Origin of the sequence: Pseudomonas sp. B21-028 (genome assembly GCF_024749045.1) — a bacterium.
In the GTDB taxonomy this organism is placed as follows: Bacteria; Pseudomonadota; Gammaproteobacteria; order Pseudomonadales; family Pseudomonadaceae; genus Aquipseudomonas.
The window spans coordinates 6,025,852-6,042,335 of the sequence record NZ_CP087184.1 but is presented as its reverse complement, the minus strand read 5'-3'; the positions used below and the strand labels follow the sequence as shown (position 1 = coordinate 6,042,335).

At 60.5% G+C, this 16,484-nt stretch carries 15 protein-coding genes, 1 pseudogene and 1 riboswitch; of the genes and pseudogenes, 8 read left to right on the top strand and 8 right to left on the bottom strand.

From position 1 onward, the window contains the following. Nucleotides 1-1,117: 1,117 nt before the first annotated feature. Together LOY35_RS26295 and LOY35_RS26290 are read left to right on the top strand one after the other, a co-directional pair. Nucleotides 1,118-1,669 (top strand): cytochrome b, encoded by a 552-nt coding sequence (locus tag LOY35_RS26295; protein WP_258628865.1) that lies wholly within the window; start codon nt 1,118-1,120, stop codon nt 1,667-1,669. Between the two features lie 32 nt (nt 1,670-1,701). Further along, nucleotides 1,702-2,298 (top strand): YceI family protein, encoded by a 597-nt coding sequence (locus LOY35_RS26290; RefSeq protein WP_258628862.1) that lies wholly within the window; start codon nt 1,702-1,704, stop codon nt 2,296-2,298. 241 nt (nt 2,299-2,539) lie between these two features. Here LOY35_RS26290 and LOY35_RS26285 read toward each other — a convergent pair whose 3' ends face one another. The 4 genes from LOY35_RS26285 to ahcY form a co-directional block, all read right to left on the bottom strand. Next, nucleotides 2,540-4,393 (bottom strand): DEAD/DEAH box helicase, encoded by a 1,854-nt coding sequence (locus LOY35_RS26285; RefSeq protein ID WP_258628858.1) that lies wholly within the window; start codon nt 4,391-4,393, stop codon nt 2,540-2,542. A gap of 250 nt (nt 4,394-4,643) precedes the next feature. Next, nucleotides 4,644-5,408 carry an ABC transporter substrate-binding protein gene (locus LOY35_RS26280; RefSeq protein ID WP_258628855.1) on the bottom strand — a complete coding sequence of 255 codons (765 nt, stop codon included), beginning with the start codon at nt 5,406-5,408 and terminating at the stop codon, nt 4,644-4,646. Nucleotides 5,409-5,568: 160 nt separating this feature from the next. After that, nucleotides 5,569-6,414, bottom strand: a complete 846-nt coding sequence (gene metF, locus LOY35_RS26275) for a methylenetetrahydrofolate reductase [NAD(P)H] (protein ID WP_258628853.1) — start codon at nt 6,412-6,414, stop codon at nt 5,569-5,571. 187 nt (nt 6,415-6,601) lie between these two features. Beyond that, entirely contained in the window at nt 6,602-8,011 is a 1,410-nt protein-coding gene (ahcY, locus tag LOY35_RS26270; RefSeq protein ID WP_024778853.1) for an adenosylhomocysteinase, read from the bottom strand. A 23-nt stretch (nt 8,012-8,034) separates the two neighbouring features. After that, nucleotides 8,035-8,140: riboswitch (S-adenosyl-L-homocysteine riboswitch) on the bottom strand. 190 nt (nt 8,141-8,330) lie between these two features. On the opposite strand from ahcY, the gene LOY35_RS26265 reads away from it, so the two are divergent. Both LOY35_RS26265 and LOY35_RS26260 read left to right on the top strand, forming a co-directional pair. Continuing rightward, complete coding sequence (locus tag LOY35_RS26265) at nt 8,331-8,735, top strand: hotdog domain-containing protein (RefSeq protein WP_309475891.1); 405 nt, start codon at nt 8,331-8,333, stop codon at nt 8,733-8,735. Between the two features lie 192 nt (nt 8,736-8,927). Beyond that, nucleotides 8,928-9,818 (top strand): formate/nitrite transporter family protein, encoded by an 891-nt coding sequence (locus LOY35_RS26260; RefSeq protein WP_258628851.1) that lies wholly within the window; start codon nt 8,928-8,930, stop codon nt 9,816-9,818. Here the strand turns inward: LOY35_RS26260 and LOY35_RS28715 are convergent. Next, nucleotides 9,772-9,942 (bottom strand): annotated as a pseudogene (locus tag LOY35_RS28715) (MFS transporter); the annotation flags it as partial. The gene LOY35_RS26260 and the pseudogene LOY35_RS28715 sit on opposite strands and share 47 nt — an antisense overlap. A gap of 288 nt (nt 9,943-10,230) precedes the next feature. Here LOY35_RS28715 and LOY35_RS26255 point away from each other — a divergent pair. Further along, a complete protein-coding gene (locus LOY35_RS26255) occupies nt 10,231-11,064 on the top strand; it encodes an EamA family transporter (protein ID WP_258628849.1) in 834 nt (277 codons plus the stop codon). Between the two features lie 52 nt (nt 11,065-11,116). Next, entirely contained in the window at nt 11,117-11,500 is a 384-nt protein-coding gene (locus LOY35_RS26250) for an MAPEG family protein (RefSeq protein ID WP_258628846.1), read from the top strand. Nucleotides 11,501-11,637: 137 nt separating this feature from the next. Here the strand turns inward: LOY35_RS26250 and LOY35_RS26245 are convergent, their stop codons facing one another. Next, nucleotides 11,638-12,825, bottom strand: a complete 1,188-nt coding sequence (locus LOY35_RS26245) for a murein transglycosylase A (protein ID WP_258628843.1) — start codon at nt 12,823-12,825, stop codon at nt 11,638-11,640. Between the two features lie 125 nt (nt 12,826-12,950). On the opposite strand from LOY35_RS26245, the gene LOY35_RS26240 reads away from it, so the two are divergent. Continuing rightward, a complete protein-coding gene (locus LOY35_RS26240) occupies nt 12,951-13,400 on the top strand; it encodes a cytochrome c (protein ID WP_258628840.1) in 450 nt (149 codons plus the stop codon). Between the two features lie 91 nt (nt 13,401-13,491). On the opposite strand, the gene LOY35_RS26235 is transcribed toward LOY35_RS26240, so the two are convergent. Next, the gene (locus tag LOY35_RS26235) at nt 13,492-13,887 is read right to left on the bottom strand and encodes a DUF1090 domain-containing protein (RefSeq protein ID WP_041021252.1); all 396 of its coding nucleotides are present in this window, start codon (nt 13,885-13,887) and stop codon (nt 13,492-13,494) included. 89 nt (nt 13,888-13,976) lie between these two features. After that, a complete protein-coding gene (gene ligB / locus LOY35_RS26230; protein ID WP_258628836.1) occupies nt 13,977-15,650 on the bottom strand; it encodes an NAD-dependent DNA ligase LigB in 1,674 nt (557 codons plus the stop codon). Between the two features lie 208 nt (nt 15,651-15,858). Between ligB and LOY35_RS26225 the strand changes: the two genes are divergently transcribed. Further along, nucleotides 15,859-16,479 carry a LysE family translocator gene (locus LOY35_RS26225; protein ID WP_258628833.1) on the top strand — a complete coding sequence of 207 codons (621 nt, stop codon included), beginning with the start codon at nt 15,859-15,861 and terminating at the stop codon, nt 16,477-16,479. Nucleotides 16,480-16,484 lie beyond the last annotated feature (5 nt).

Below are 16,484 nucleotides of genomic sequence, written 5' to 3'. Positions count from 1 at the left end.
GTCGGAAGGGAATGATAGATGGCGTCAAGTATTGCGTACTAGTCTTCTGGGGAATATAAAGCCTGGAATGCTTATGAAGTCGCTGACCGAAATATTGATATTGGTATTGCTTTCTAGTGGGTTGATTGGCGGTTGTACGGATGGGCGCTTTATCCTTCAAAAATACGATCCTCAGTTGGCGTATAGGTGTCAGATGGATCCGAATAGACCTGAATGTACGATCAACTAATCTTGCCGTATGAATGCAACTTATAAGTCGAGGGCGTTATTGGAATTAGAGAGGTGGTAATGAGAATGCCCATGTGCGAATTTCTACATCTTCAAATAGGATATTGACTCGCCTTGGTTTAGACAGGCGGCCCGGGACAAAGCCAGAGCGAGCCCAGCATAGCTTTCCTGTTCGCCTGTCATGGATTACCAGATTGCCGTCATCCTGAATGATCATACAAGTGTTGTACCAAAGCGATTTGTCTCTACTATGAGTACTTTCCGCAATCCATAAGCGCCTTCTGGCTGGGTCATATAGAAAACCACTGTTGCTGATTACAAACTGCAGAGGCTCGCGCATTCTTTTGGGATATAAGGTTTTGCTATAGAACTGATTGCCATCTGCGGTCCAGACGACAGTCTCTCCGTCCTTGATGATCAAGCTTCCATCAGCTTGCAGTACCAGTCGATATCGTCCGTTAGGTGATTGAAGGTACTGGCCCGCTGACATTGTTTGGTTGGGAGGCAATATTGGAGAACCGCTTGCTCGAAATGGAGTATAAGGAACAGCCATGTGTTTAACCTTGTTAAATGAACGTTGAGCGCTCATTTAATCAAGGATAGAAACCGAAAAGGCGATACATATATATTGCAAAGCAAATATTTGGGGCGCAATGACGGTCCAACAGGGCTCCTTTGGAGGGTAAGCTTGCTGATGATGGGATCCGTTTTGCCGCTTCATGGTTGCTGGTGCCTCTCGCTAACACGCATCGTGTTGGCTTTAATCTTTCCTTAACCCACCCCACCCAGACTTATGATCGTATTTCTCGATATTTCAAAGCAAAAATTTCCGCTTTAAATCGATAGATAACTCGCTAGTCTTGGTCGCAGTTTTTACAGGATATGAGCAATGCAGCTACGCAACTCTTCTTCTCGCTATGGCTGGGTCAGCATCGTCATGCACTGGGGCGTCGCGCTGGTGGTGTACGGGTTGTTCGCGCTGGGGCTGTGGATGGTCGGACTGGATTACTACAGCACCTGGCGCAAAGCCGCGCCGGACCTGCACAAGAGCATTGGCCTGGTGCTGCTGGCGGTGATGCTGCTACGGGTGATCTGGCGTTTTGTCAGCCCACCGCCACCGACCCTGGACACCTATGGGCGCATGACCCGTGTCGGCGCGAAGCTTGGTCATGGTGCCCTGTATCTCGGGTTGTTTGCCGTAATGCTCGCTGGTTACCTGATTTCCACCGCAGACGGTGTCGGGATTCCGGTGTTCGGCTTGTTTGAAGTACCCGCGCTGGTGTCTGGACTGCCCGATCAGGCAGACGTCGCTGGCCAGATCCACCTGTACCTGGCATGGGCGCTGGTCATTTTCTCCGGCCTTCATGCACTGGCAGCATTGAAACACCACGTTATCGACCGTGACGCGACCCTCAAGCGAATGCTGGGGCGCCAAGCCTGATGTTCAACCTCGACTCCAAAGGAATAGAAAGCATGTTGAAAAAGACCCTCGCCGCCCTGGCAATCGGTTCTGCACTGTTGTCGGCCGGCCAGGCCATGGCTGCTGACTACGTGGTCGACAAGGAAGGCCAGCACGCCTTCGTCGACTTCAAGATCAGCCACCTGGGCTATAGCTACATCACCGGTACCTTCAAGGACATCGACGGCAAGTTCAGCTTCGATGCCGCCAAGCCTGAAGACAGCAAGGTTGAGTTCAACGTCAACACCTCCAGCGTGTTCACCAACAACGCCGAGCGGGACAAGCATATCGCCAGTGCTGACTTCCTGAACGCCGGCAAGTTCGCCAAGGCCACTTTCGTTTCCACCAGCGTCAAATCCACCGGCAAGAACGCCGATGGCAAGGAAACTGCCGACGTTGCCGGTGACCTGACCCTGCTGGGCGTGACGAAGCCTGTGGTGGTCAAGGCCACGTTCCTGGGCGAAGGCAAGGACCCATGGGGCGGCTACCGTGCCGGTTTCGAAGGCACCACCAGCATCAAGCGCTCCGACTTCGGCAAGCAAAAAGACCTGGGCCCATCGTCCGACGTGGTCGAGCTGTACGTGACCTTTGAAGGTGTCAAAGCGAAGTAACATTCGCGCCTGACAAAAAACGCCCTCGATCTTGCGATCGGGGGCGTTTTTTATTGCCCCGGATTCCTTCCACAGAGCTTTCCTGTGGGAGCGAGTCTGCTCGCGATAGCAATCCAACTGTGATGATGAGCTGACCGGCTCACCGCTATCGCGAGCAGGCTCGCTCCCACAAGGGATTTTGTGGCGACCAAAAAAATGCCCCTGATCGTGAGATCAGGGGCATTTTTTAGGTTTGGAAAACTCAGCGATTGCGAGTCAGCAATGCAGGTTTTTCGCCCCGTGGACGGCTTGGCAGTTGGTCCAGTTGCTCAGGCGTCGGGAAACGATCGAGCTTGGATTCCTTGTGCATGATTTTCGGCTGGTTGCCACGAGGATTCTGCACGGCAGGTTCCTGGCTCGCCTGCTCATCACGAGCCGGGCGACGGCGGGTCTCTTCGCGGCGCGCCTGACCATCGCGAGGGCCGCCGCTGCGTGGGCCGTTGCGCTTGGCGGGTGGGGTGCCGGTGGACGAGCCGTTGCTGTTGCGCGGTCCGTTCTGGCGGCCCTGTGACTGGCCGCTGCGTGGAGCGCCTGCGCCAGCCCCCTGTGCGGGAGCTCCCGGACGGCGACCACGACCCTGGGCCGGCTTCTGCTGTGGCACGTAGTCGACGCGGTTACCGAAGTTATCGATATCGTCGTCCAGGAACTCGTCCGGGGCGCGATCAGCGGCGGCACGCGGTGCTGGACGCTGTTGCTCACGGGCTGGCGTGCCTTCGCGGGGCTTCTGCTCGCGCGCCGGGCGTTCGCCGCGACTGCTGCTGGCCGGCTTTTCCTTGCCTTTGTCCTTGCCCTTGTCCTTGCGACCGCCACCGCCGCCATTCGGACCGTCGCCCCGTGGGCCGCGTGGATTACGCGGGTTGCGCACGTCCGGACGCTCACGCACTTCAGGCTTCTCGGCCTCGATGGTGCTGGCATCAAAGCCCATCAGGTCGCCATCGGGAATCTTCTGCCGGGTCATGCGCTCGATGCTCTTGAGCAGCTTCTCTTCGTCTGGTGCGACCAGCGAAATCGCTTCGCCCGAACGACCGGCCCGGCCGGTACGACCGATCCGGTGCACGTAATCTTCATCGACGTTCGGCAGCTCGAAGTTGACCACGTGGGGCAACTGGTCGATGTCCAGGCCGCGGGCGGCGATGTCGGTGGCCACCAGGATCCGTACTTCGCCAGCCTTGAAGTCGGCCAAGGCCTTGGTGCGGGCGTTCTGGCTCTTGTTGCCGTGGATCGCCACGGCCGGCAGGCCATGCTTGTCCAGGTACTCGGCCAGACGGTTGGCGCCGTGCTTGGTGCGGGTGAACACCAGGACCTGTTCCCAGGCACCGGTGGTGATCAGATGCGCCAGCAGGCTGCGTTTGTGGCTGGCGGACAGGCGGAACACGCGTTGTTCGATACGTTCGACCGTGGTGTTCGGCGGCGTGACTTCGATGCGTTCCGGGTTGTGCAGCAGCTTGCCGGCCAGGTCGGTGATGTCTTTGGAGAACGTTGCCGAAAACAGCAGGTTCTGACGCTTGGCGGGCAGGCGGGCGAGGACCTTCTTCACGTCATGGACAAAGCCCATGTCGAGCATGCGGTCGGCTTCGTCCAGCACGAGGATTTCAACGTGGGACAGATCGACGCTGCCTTGGCCGGCCAGATCCAGCAGGCGGCCGGGGCAGGCCACCAGCACGTCGACGCCACGCGCCATGGCCTGGACCTGGGGATTCATACCGACGCCGCCGAAAATGCAGGCACTGACGAATTTCAGGTCACGGGCGTAGACCTTGAAGCTCTCGTGGACCTGGGCAGCCAGTTCCCGGGTCGGGGTCAGGACCAGTACGCGCGGTTGTCGCGGGCCGTGACGCTGGGATTTGTCCGGGTGACCGTTGGGGAACAGCCGCTCCAGGATCGGGAGGGCGAAACCGCCGGTTTTACCAGTACCTGTCTGTGCGGCGACCATCAGGTCGCGACCTTGCAACACGGCGGGAATGGCCCGCTGTTGCACCGGGGTAGGCTCGGTGTAGCCGGCGGCTTCGATGGCGCCGACTAAAGCCTCGGAGAGACCGAGGGAAGCAAAGGACATGAGTAATCCTGTTTTAGTGAGGGCCTGGCCCAATGGGATAATCTTGCCTGGCGCGAATAACGTTCAAAAAGACGTCATCCCGTCCGGTCCTGCCGGGTCTGGAAGACAGCTCCGGACAAGGCTCGCGCGGGCTGGAAGCTGCGCTGTAGCGGTGTCGGGATGCCTTTTGCAAGACCGGGCGTCCGGGCGTGAGCCTGGCGGGAAGGCGCGAGTATAACAGAGCAAACGCCGTGCGCCGCTTTCCTGCTGCTCAACGGTTTATTTCAGCCGTTCGCCGGGGCGCGGTGTCATAGCGCGCGATCAGCTCGGCATAGGCCGGTTCGCGCTTGAAGCGCTTGAGTTCGGCACTGAAGCGCTGCACCAGCAAATCCATCCCGGCCTTGCGCCGCACGGCCAGGTATTGGCTTTGACGGCTCACGACGATGGGGTTCTCGCTGATCTGGTCGCCCAGTTGCATCTGCTTGAGCAAATGCCGACCCACCCGGCGATCGGTGATGAGCAGATCGATCCGGCCCAGCTGCAACTTGCCGAAGTTGGCTTCGTGTGTAGGCGCCGTTTCACGCTTGAACAGGGTCGACTCGCGAAATGCCTGGCTGTAGAGATAACCGGGCGATGTGCCGACGGTCAGGCCGCTCAGATCCGCGAGCGTGCGAAATGGATGGGGCCTGGCGTTGGCGTGGAACATCACGAATTCCACGTCCGACAATGGCTCGCTGGGGTAGAGCAGCATGGAGTCGCGTTCGTCGCTGTGAAAAATGTCCAACGCTCCATCCGCCAGCCCCTGTTCCAGCATCGCCAGGCAACGTTTCCAGGGCAGTAGCTGCCATTCGACATCAATGCCCAGGCGCTTGAACACGATGGCCGTGGTTTCGTAGTCCAGCCCCAGGATCTTGCCGTTCTCTTCGAAGACGTAGGGCGCCCAGGGTTCAGTGACGATACGCAACTTTTCGGCCCGGGCGACGAGGCTCAGGCACAGGAGAAGAAGGGCGGTCAGTATTTGGGCAATGGCGGGCATGGCCTGAGGTTACGATGAGTACGGAGCAAATAGCCAGAGCGCTCTGGCACGAGGCTTCATTGTCGTCGGCCTATTTGGAAGGCCAACAGGCTGGTCGATGGACGCCGGCGATTATCGGACAGCAAAAAGGCCTTGGTTTCGCCAAGGCCTTTTTGTATCGCTAGCGCGGTAGTTGGAGGTTATTCCATACCGCGAGGCTGGGTTCGGCCTGGTTCAGGGTATAGAAATGCAGCCCTGGTGCGCCGCCTTGCAACAAACGCTCACACATTTGCGTGATCACGTCCTCGCCGAAGCGTTGGATGCTGGACGTATCGTCGCCGTAGGCTTCCAGCTGTTTGCGGATCCACCGTGGTATTTCCGCACCGCAGGCGTCGGAAAAGCGCGCCAGCTTGCTGTAGTTGGTGATCGGCATGATTCCCGGCACGACGGGAATGTCCACACCCATCTTGCGCACGCGCTCGACGAAGTAGAAGTAACTGTCGGCGTTGAAGAAGTACTGGGTGATCGCACTGTTGGCGCCGGCATTGGCCTTGTTGACGAAGTTGCGCAGATCGTCTTCGAAGTTACGCGCCTGGGGGTGCATTTCCGGATAAGCGGCGACTTCGATGTGAAAGTGCTCGCCGGTTTCTTCGCGAATGAAGCTCACCAGGTCGTTGGCGTGGCGCAACTCGCCACTGGCCATGCCCATGCCCGAGGGCAGGTCACCGCGCAGGGCAACGATACGCTGGATGCCTGCGGCCTTGTACCGGGTCAGCAGGGTGCGCAAGTCGTCCTTGCTGTCGCCTACGCAGGACAGGTGCGGGGCGGCCGGGATTTTGACTTCGCTTTCCAGCTGCAACACGGTATTCATCGTACGGTCGCGGGTCGAGCCGCCAGCGCCATAGGTGCAGGAAAAGAAGTCGGGGTTGTGGCTCGCCAGCTGACGGGCAGTGGCGATCAGTTTTTCATGTCCAGCATCGGTCTTCGTCGGGAAGAACTCGAAGCTGTAGCGACGGTCTTGGGACATGGAGGGCCTCCAGCTACAAGCTGCAAGCCTCAAGCTGCAAGAGGGCGGTGCGCCTGGTCTTGTGCTTTGCTTGCAACTCACGGCTGCATAATAGCGATGAAGAAGTAAGCTCCAAGCTTCAACCCGCAAGTAAATAAACTGCTTTTACTTGCAGCCTGAAGCTGAAGCTCAAAGCTTGCAGCTGCTGTCAGTACCGGTAAGCGTGCGGCTTGAACGGGCCTTCGACGGTCACGCCGATGTAGTCAGCCTGTTGCTTGGTCAGTTTGGTGACCACGCCGCCGAAACCGCGGACCATTTCCAGGGCCACTTCTTCGTCGAGTTTCTTCGGCAGCACTTCCACGGTCAGGCGCTCGGCTTTCTGGGCCGGCGACAGGTCGGCGTATTTCTGGCCGAACAGGAAGATCTGGGCCAGGACCTGGTTGGCGAACGAACCGTCCATGATCCGGCTTGGGTGACCGGTGGCGTTGCCCAGGTTAACCAGGCGGCCTTCGGCCAGCAGGATCAGGTAGTCGTCGTTCTGCGGGTCAAAGCTGCCGGTGCCAGTGCGATGAACCTTGTGGACCTGTGGCTTCACTTCTTCCCAGGCCCAGTTCTTGCGCATGAAAGCGGTGTCGATTTCATTGTCGAAGTGACCGATGTTGCACACCACGGCACGCTTCTTCAGGGCCTTGAGCATGTTCGCGTCGCAGACATTGACGTTGCCGGTGGTGGTCACGATCAGGTCGATCTTACCCAGCAAGGCTTTGTCGATGCTGGCTTCGGTGCCGTCGTTGATCCCGTCGATGAACGGCGAAACCAGTTCGAAACCGTCCATGCAGGCTTGCATGGCGCAGATCGGGTCGACCTCGGACACCTTGACGATCATGCCTTCCTGGCGCAGGGATTGGGCCGAACCCTTGCCCACGTCACCGTAGCCGATCACCAGCGCCTGCTTGCCCGACAACAGGTGGTCGGTGCCGCGCTTGATGGCGTCGTTGAGGCTGTGACGGCAGCCGTACTTGTTGTCGTTCTTGCTCTTGGTCACCGAGTCGTTGACGTTGATGGCCGGGATCTTCAGCTCGCCCTTGGCCAGCATGTCCAGCAGACGGTGCACGCCGGTGGTGGTTTCTTCGGTCACGCCGTGGACCTTGTCCAGGACGGCCGGGTATTTCTTGTGCAGCAACTCGGTCAGGTCGCCGCCGTCGTCGAGGATCATGTTGGTGTCCCACGGCTGGCCATCCTTGAGGATGGTCTGCTCCAGGCACCACTCGTATTCCTGCTCGGTCTCGCCTTTCCAGGCGAACACCGGGATACCGGCAGCGGCAATGGCGGCAGCGGCCTGGTCCTGGGTGGAGAAAATGTTGCAGGACGACCAGCGCACTTCGGCACCCAGGGCGACCAGGGTTTCGATCAGCACGGCGGTCTGGATGGTCATGTGGATGCAGCCAAGGATCTTCGCGCCCTTGAGTGGTTGTTCACCGGCGTACTTGCGACGCAGACCCATCAGGGCCGGCATTTCGGATTCGGCGATGATGATCTCGCGGCGACCCCAGGCGGCCAGGGACATATCGGCGACTTTGTAATCGGTAAAATCTGCAGGCGTGATAACAGCGCTCATGAAGAGCCTCCATTCGTAATGTATGCGAATGGGCGCCGTTGTGCGTTTAGTGTCCGTGCGGGAGTTCCGAACGAACAACGCCCCATCCGAGCCTGACAGGTCTGGCCTGCTGCAGCGCCCCTCGGACAGGTGGCGGGAACGGTCCAAAGCGTGGACCGAATAAAGCGAGGGCGATTATAGCGGGCTAATCGGATCTTCCAAAGGGTTTCTGTCGGCAAATCAAAAATGCCGATGACTGTTATTGAACCGGCGGCGTAGAGCCTGCCTGCCCGGTCTGCCATGATGCAGCCATCCATCGGCAAGACGCTCAGGAGTGATCATGAATTTCCACACCCGCAAATGGGTCAAGCCCGAAGACCTCAACCCCAACGGCACGCTGTTCGGTGGCAGCCTGCTGCGCTGGATCGACGAAGAAGCGGCGATCTACGCCATCGTCCAATTGGGCAACCAGCGCGTGGTGACCAAATACATCTCGGAAATCAACTTCGTCAGTGCCTCGCGTCAGGGCGACATCATCGAACTGGGTATTACCGCAACCGAATTTGGCCGCACCTCCATCACCCTGACCTGTGAAGTGCGCAACAAGATCACCCGCAAGAGCATCCTGACCGTGGAAAAAGTGGTCTTCGTCAACCTTGGCGAGGATGGCCTGCCGGCGCCCCATGGGCGGACCGAGATCAAGTACGTGAAGGATCAGTTCAAGGATGATATCGCCAGCGAGTGAGATGGGCGATGCACCCATCGCGAGCAGGCTCGCTCCCACAGAAGTCCCCATTCCCCTGTGGGAGCGAGCCTGCTCGCGATAGCGGTCTTGCAAACATTGAAAATCCCTGGTTCCAATCAAGCTTGAGTCACCACTGAACAGCTCCGCACGCCACGTGTCGTAGATTCATCACGCCACCGGTTCAGGAGCTGTATGGACACCCACGACGACGGCAAGACCCCGGACCTTTCCGCCCAGGAAAAGCACGAAGTCGACCGCAACCAGCCGCCGCGGGCCGCGGTGCTGCATGAAATCATCCGCACCCAGGGCAACCAGGAGCTGGAGCGCAGTGTCGCCGCGCTCTGGTGGTCGGCCCTGGCGGCCGGGTTGACCATGGGCTTGTCGCTGATGGCGATGGGACTGCTCAATGCCCGATTGCCGGAGGGCGAGGCCTTCAAGGTGATTGCCAGTTTCGGTTACTGCGCCGGCTTTCTCGCGGTGATCCTGGCCCGCCAGCAACTGTTCACCGAAAACACCCTGACCGCCGTGCTGCCGGTCATGAGCAAACCCACCCTGGGCAATTTCGGTCGGCTGTTGCGGCTATGGGGCATCGTATTGGTGGGCAACCTGTGCGGCACCTTGCTGGTGGCCTACGTGATGCTGCATCTGCCGATCTTCGACCCGCGCACTGACCTGGCTTTCCTCGAGATCGGTCGCAAGGTCATGGAAAACGACACTGGCCAGATGTTCGCCAAAGGCATCATTTCCGGCTGGATGATCGCCACCATGGTCTGGATGATCCCCTCCATGGAAAGCGCCAAGATGTGGATCATCATCCTCATCACTTACCTGATGGCGCTCGGGGATTTCACCCACATTGTCGTCGGTTCCGCCGAGGTGTCGTATCTGGTATTCGCCGGGCAGTTGTCATGGGAGGACTTCTGGCTGGTGTTCGCCGCGCCGACCCTGGCGGGAAACATCATCGGGGGCAGCTTCATCTTTGCCTTGCTCAGCCACGCGCAAGTGCGCAGCGAGAGCGGTACGCCTAATCAGTCGCACCCGCCGGAACACCCAGGCGACGTTGGTGATGAATCAGGCCGGTGAACATCATGGCGATGGCCTGGGCGCGTTTGTTCGGGGCCACCAGCCTGGTCGCCACCACGGAGCCGATACCGAAAGCGGCAACGGCCAAGGCAAGCAAAGCAAAGCGAGTGGCATGCGCAGGGGCTCTGTCTGTAGTCTTGACGCTCTGACCAGGCATACGCATGCCGTGGCCCTGGCTTGAATGAAAAGGGGGCGACGGCAGAATTATTGGAACTGGCTTATGCGCAACTGAATGCGGGCGTGGTCGTTTGCACTATAAACAGCTGCGAACGGATCGCGGAAAATTCATCACCCGGTTGACTGGTAGGAGCTGCCGAAGGCTGGGATCTTTCCACTGCCGCTTGAGTCTTGAGCGAAAGATCAAAAGATCGCAGCCTTCGGCAGCTCCTACGGACGGGATAAGGAGTGTGCCGTGCTTGCAACGGCCTTGGTGCTGGTGGCTGCGCTGCTGCATGCCGCCTGGAATACGTTGATCAAATTCAGCGGCGAGCGTCTTCTGGTGGTCGCGTGCATGGACAGCGTCGCGCTGCTGTTCGCCGTGTCGGCCCTGGGCTTCGTGGCGCTGCCGCCGATGGACATCTGGCCGTGGATCCTGGCGTCGGCGGCCTTTGAGTTGTTGTATCGCTATCTGCTGATCCAGGCGTATCGGGTCGGGGACCTGGGGTTGGTCTATCCGTTGATGCGCGGCTTGTCGCCGCTGGTGGTATTGGCCCTGACGCTGATCTTTGCCGGCGAAGTGTTGACGACTCAACAGACTCTCGGCATTTTGCTGATCCCGTTCGGCATGCTGTGCCTGTTGTGGCAGGGTGGGGGCGGCGAGCGATTGCCCTGGTCGATGCTGCCGGTGGTGGTGCTGATTGGTCTGTGTATCGGCTGCTACACCTACATCGATGGCCAGGCCCTGCGGCGATGGTCCCATCCGCTGGACTACCTGGTCTGGATCACGCTGTTCTGCGCCTGGCCATTCCCGCTGTTGGCCGTGGTGAGCAAGCGACCGGCCTTCGTGCGGTTCTGGCGCGAACAGTGGCGGCTTGGGTTGGCGGTCGGGCTCTGCGTCCTGTTCAGCTACGCCCTGGTGCTCTGGGCCATGCAGTTGGGGTCAATTGCCGAGGCGGCGGCGCTGCGGGAGATCAGTGTGATCCTGGTGGTGCTGTTCGGTATGCGCTACCTGAAAGAACCTTTCGGTCGGCCGCGGCTCTTAGCCTGCGGGCTAGTGCTGATTGGCATGCTGGTGATGAAATTCTGAGCGACTCCCCGATTCTCGATTCCCCTATGAAACTCAAAGAAGGAACTGCGTCATGACGGTTGCCCTGTGGTGTATTTTGATCGCGATCATCCTGCCTTACCTGTGTATCGCCATCGCCAAGATCGGTGGACGATACCGGCTGCAAGACAACCACGATCCTCGGGACTTCCTGGAGACGCTCGAGGGCTTTCCCCGGCGCGCGTATGCCGCGCAGCTCAACAGCTTTGAAATTGCCCCGGCGTTCGCTGCCGCAGTGATCGTGGCGCACCTGGCCGGCAATGCCGAGCTGGTGACCATCAACGTGCTGGCGGTGCTGTTCATCACCAGCCGCCTGCTGTACATCATTTGCTACCTGGCGGACTGGGCCATTCTGCGTTCACTGGTGTGGTTCGTGGGGGCGGGGCTGGTCGTCAGTTTATTCTGTGTTTCTGTCTGAGTCTGGTTGTTGAATCCTGGGGGCCGTGCTGGCCCCCTTCGCGAGCAAGCCCGCGCCCACACTGGCTCTGTGTCGTTCACGAATCAAATGTGGGAGCGGGCTTGCTCGCGAAGAGGCCGGTACAGACAACACATCTCTCAGGGATTGGCGGTGACGGCATTCGCCACCTGTGGCACTTGCGGCAACGTCATGCCCTTGGGCCACAACATCCAGATCTGCCCCTGTTGCTTCATGTCCCCGGCCAGTTGACCGGCGGCATCGCCGGTGCCCCAGAACAGGTCCGCTCGTACTTCACCGGCAATGGCGCCGCCGGTGTCCTGGGCCGCTACCGGTCGGTTCAATGCGCTGCCATCGGGGCGGGTAGTGGAGAGCCATAGCAGGCTGCCCAGCGGGATGACCTTGCGGTCCACGGCCACGCTATAGCCGGCGGTCAGCGGCACATTCAACGAGCCCCGGGGGCCTTCGTTGCTGTCGGGGTTGCGGTTGAAAAACACATAGCTGGGGTTGCTGCCCAGCAGTTCGGGGATCCGTGTCGGATGGGCCTTGGCCCAGGCACTGATGGTGCCCATGGTCACGTCTTCTTTCTTCAGCTCGCCCTGTTCGACCAGCCAGCGTCCGATTGGCCGGTAAGGGTGGCCGTTCTGGTCGGCATAGCCGATGCGCAACTGGCGACCGTCATCGAGCCGAATGCGGCCCGAGCCCTGGATCTGCAGGAATTGCAGGTTCATCGGGTCCGTCAGCCAGGCGATCACGGGCGCCTTCACGCCGTTGGTCTCGATAGTGGCTGCGTCGTCGTAGGGCTTGAGCACCCGGCCTTCGAGGCGACCGCGCAGGCGCTTGCCCTTGAGCTCGGGGTAGAGGCTGTCCAGCGCCACGATGATCATGTCGTCCGGTACGCCGTACACCGGGATGTTGGCGCTGGCGGTCTGGGTGAGGCTGCCCGGGTAGACCGGTTCGTAATAACCGGTGATCAGGCCATTGGGGCTGTTGTCTCCCGAACGCAGACCGTAGACGTCCAGGTTCTGTTTCAGGAAGTTGCGCACGGCGGGAGCGCTCTGCGGCACATTGGCCGCCGCCGCACAGGTGGCTCCCCAGGTCGCGTCGGCCTTGAGCCGGGTGCAGGCGCTGCGCCAGGAGCCGAAACCGGCCAGCAGGTCTTCATCGGAAACCGCTGGCAGCGCTTCCCAGGGGGCGCTGACATAAGTGGCGAGCGCATGGGTCTGGGGCTCTTCGACCTTTTCACCGCGATTGCAGCCGGATAGCAGCGCGATCAGCGGTAGGGTCAATGCCAGGCCTTTGTGCCAGGTCTTGAAGCGGCTGTTCATGAAATTTTTCCTTGCAGTCGTTCGAACGCTGTCAGGCATTCGAACAACCCGTATTGTGAATAGGGCCATTGGTCTTTACCGATGACCCGAGGATACTAACCGCCGTTTCCTGTCCCGAGGCCAAGATGTTTGTAAAACGATTTTCCATGGTTATGCTGGCCTGCCTGATGTTGTCCGCCTGCGGCGGTGTCGATCCCAACTCGCCGCTGGGCCAGCGCAAGGCGATTTTCAAGCAGATGCTCAAGACCAATGAAGAGCTGGGCGGCATGTTGCGTGGCCGGGTCCCGTTCGACGGTGCCCGCTTCGCCGAGGGTGCCGTGCAGCTTGACCAGCTGTCCCGCGAACCGTGGAAACACTTCCCGCCAGTACGCGAGCAGGACCACACCAGCGCCCGGGATGAAGTCTGGCAGAAACAGGCGCGGTTCCAGGAACTGGCACACAGCCTTGAAGCGGCCACCGGGGAGTTGGTGGTGGCCAGCAAGGTCCAGCCCTACAGCGCCAGTTACCTGGGGCCGGCGGTGCAGAAGGTCGAGGATGCGTGCAGTGCCTGTCATAAGGAATTTCGGGACCATTGAGGTGGGACAACTTCAAGTTGCCAGCTACACGCTGCAAGTAAAGGGCTCGCGGTCCGCCGTTACTTGAAGCTTGTAGCTCGAAACTTGCCGCTTATTTATCCAACTCATCCACTGCTTCCTGCAGTTCCTTGCGGGAAGCTGCCAGCTTGTCCTTGCGCTTGTTGATCCGCTCGGGGTCGCCTTTTTTCATGGCTTTTTCCAGGTCGGCCTGGCGGCGGCTGACTTCGTGCTTGGCATCGAGCACCTTGGTTTCACGCTCCTTGCGCAAGGACGCGTCGGTGCAATGGGTGGTGACTTCATTCAGGGCGGTTTCCAGGCCTGCCTGCTGGTCCGCATTGCCGCGGGACTTGGCCAGTTCGATCTGATTGATGATGCCCTGGCGCTTGGCTGCGCAGCCGGTAAGCTCCGGGGTTTGCTCGTCCGCCATCAAGGGCGCGGCCAGGGTGGCGCATAAGACCAGCAAGGCAAAAGGGGGCAGGAAATTCATAGCAACTCCGTAAAAGCTCGCGAGCGGTCGGTCCAGATGCGCTGTTGGAACGCACGTTCGCCCCTTGGGTTCAACTGCGCGGGACAATGTCAGAAACCTTCGACCCCCGCAGCCCGTAATACTTCACTCAACGCCAGCACGTGCGGGTCGCGAAAAAAAGCGCTCAGTTGCGCGGCGCGTCCGGGCCCGATGCCGGCTTCGGCTTGCCATTGTTCGGTCGTCCGTTCGGCGAGCACCTGCCACGGCCCATCCAGGCTGGCCGCTCCGGCAGGCGGTAAACCGAGGGCCTTGAGCCATTGACCGAACGGGCGTTGGTGGGCGCTGTGTAAACTGACGAGCAGGCGGGCGCTGCTGCGTTCGCCGAAGCCGGTCATCTTAGCAAGCTCGGCGGCGTCGAGGGTCATCCAATCCAGCAATCCGTCGAGTCGGCCCGCCGCCAGGAGTTTTTCCCAGGTTCCGCGGCCGACATGGGGCAGGGCGAGGCCGTGCTTGCCGCTGAGCCAGCTCAGCCGGGCCAGGAACTGGCTTTCGCAGCCGGGCGTCGGTTGCCAGCAACTCAGCGGGTGATAATCCGCCGCTACGGGGATCGTGATGGCCGGCCGCTCGACACCGCGCAGTACTACGCCATCGAGTCGCGGGATGGTCAGCCCGGCCAGGCTGATGGCTACCCGGTCTCCGGGACGGATGTCCATGTCCTCCCAGCGCTTGAGAGAGCTGACGCTCACCCGGCGGATCTGTCGGTCGTCGAGCGTGACGGGTTCAAGCTCCAGCAGCGGCGTGATGCGTCCGGTGCGCCCGACCTTGAAGTGCACTTTGCGCACTTCGGCCAGCGCCTGGGCGTAAGGGTATTTCCAGGCCACGCCCCAGAACGGCGCCTGGGCCTGCCAGCGCCCGGCAGGTGGTCGGCGGCTCTGGCGCAGAACGATCCCGTCGCTGGCGAATGGCAGCGCCGTGCGATACCAGTGGTCGCGCCAGCGCTCGGCGTCGGCCGCTGCCTGGACGGGCTGGCTGTAGCCATGGGTGTCGACGAAGCCCAGCGCATTCAATGCAGCCTCCCGCTCGGGCAGGGTGGCGGGACCTTCGGGCCAGTCCCAGGTGAACAGGCCGATACCCGAGGCTTCTTCGGTCGTCAGATCCTTGCGAGCCATCAAGCCCGCCACGGTTGCCCGAGCATTGAGGCTGCCGTCCCTGGCCTGCACATGCTTGTCCAGTCGCCAGTACAGTTCCCCCTGAACGAGCAGGTCCAAAGGCCGGCGCAAGCGTTGGGGAATGGCGTCGATCTTGCGTGCTGTCGGCGTCCAGTCATGGCCTTGAACGCCATCGCCGCGGCTGATCGCCTGATGCAAACGGCCTTCGCGATAGATCAGGGTGACTGCTACACCGTCGACTTTCGGTTGGACCCAGATGTCTTCCCGGTTTTGCAACCAGGCCCGCATGGCGTCGGCATCCTTCAGTTTATCCAGGCCCGTATGAGGGATCGGATGTCGCACTTTGCCGCCCGCCGAGCGCAGCGGGTCAGCGGGTGCCGCAAGATCAAAACAGTTGCGCCATTGGTCCAGTCGCGTGCGGGACTGATCGTAAAGCTCGTCGGCGACCAGCGACCGACCGAGGCGGTGATAGCTGTCGTCCCAGGCGTCGATTTGCCGTTGCAAGGCATCCACCTCCGATCGGGCGCGGTCGTCGGGCCATTCGGGGCAAGACGCGGCGATGACGGGAATGGGGACGAGTATCAAAACGGCGAGTGCACACAATAGCGGCAGCATCGAAGCATCCTTGCTGGGTGATGTGCCTGAAGGCTAGTCACTGACGCGGAGGAGGCGAGGGCTGGATGGTTACCGGATTTTGCCGAAGACTGATGGCATTGCTGTGGCGGTACAGTGGGACGCGATTTGATCGCGCAACTGTCTCTTGAACCCGTTGCTGGCCGGCGCAGAATGGAGTTCCCGATCCACGCAGCCAGGAGTGCACCCGATGGACCTGACGACACTCGCGGTTTTCATTCCGGCCTGTTTCGCCCTGAACATGGCGCCAGGCCCGAATAACCTGTTGTCTATCAGCAACGCCTCGCGTTACGGCTTCGTCCGGGCGTGCAGTGGCGGCATTGGTCGGCTGCTGGCGTTCGCCATCATGATTGCCTTGGCAGCGGTGGGGCTGACGGCCGTGCTGCATACCTCGGAGTTGTTGTTCCTGGGGATCAAGCTCGTGGGGGCCGGGTATCTGTTCTACCTCGCCGTGCAGCTATGGCGGGCCCGACCCGAGGCCGGTAGCGAAGCCGCGATGGGGGCGAAGGGCATGGGGCAATTGGCGCGCCAGGAATTCCTGGTGGCAATCGGTAATCCCAAGGCAATCCTTTTGTTTACCGCGTTTCTGCCGCAGTTCGTTGACCGCTCGGGTACCGTCACCCAGCAATTCGCCGTGCTGGGCGGGTTGTTCCTGGCGTTGGAGTGCATTGCCATCGGGCTGTATTGCTACATGGGCATCTATGCGCGAAAGCTGTTTGCCCAACCCAGCGGCAAGCGCTTGTTCAACCGGATGTGTGCAGGCCTGCTGGCGAGCGCGGCTTCGTTCCTGCTGGTGGCGCGGCGTTCCTGAAGGTC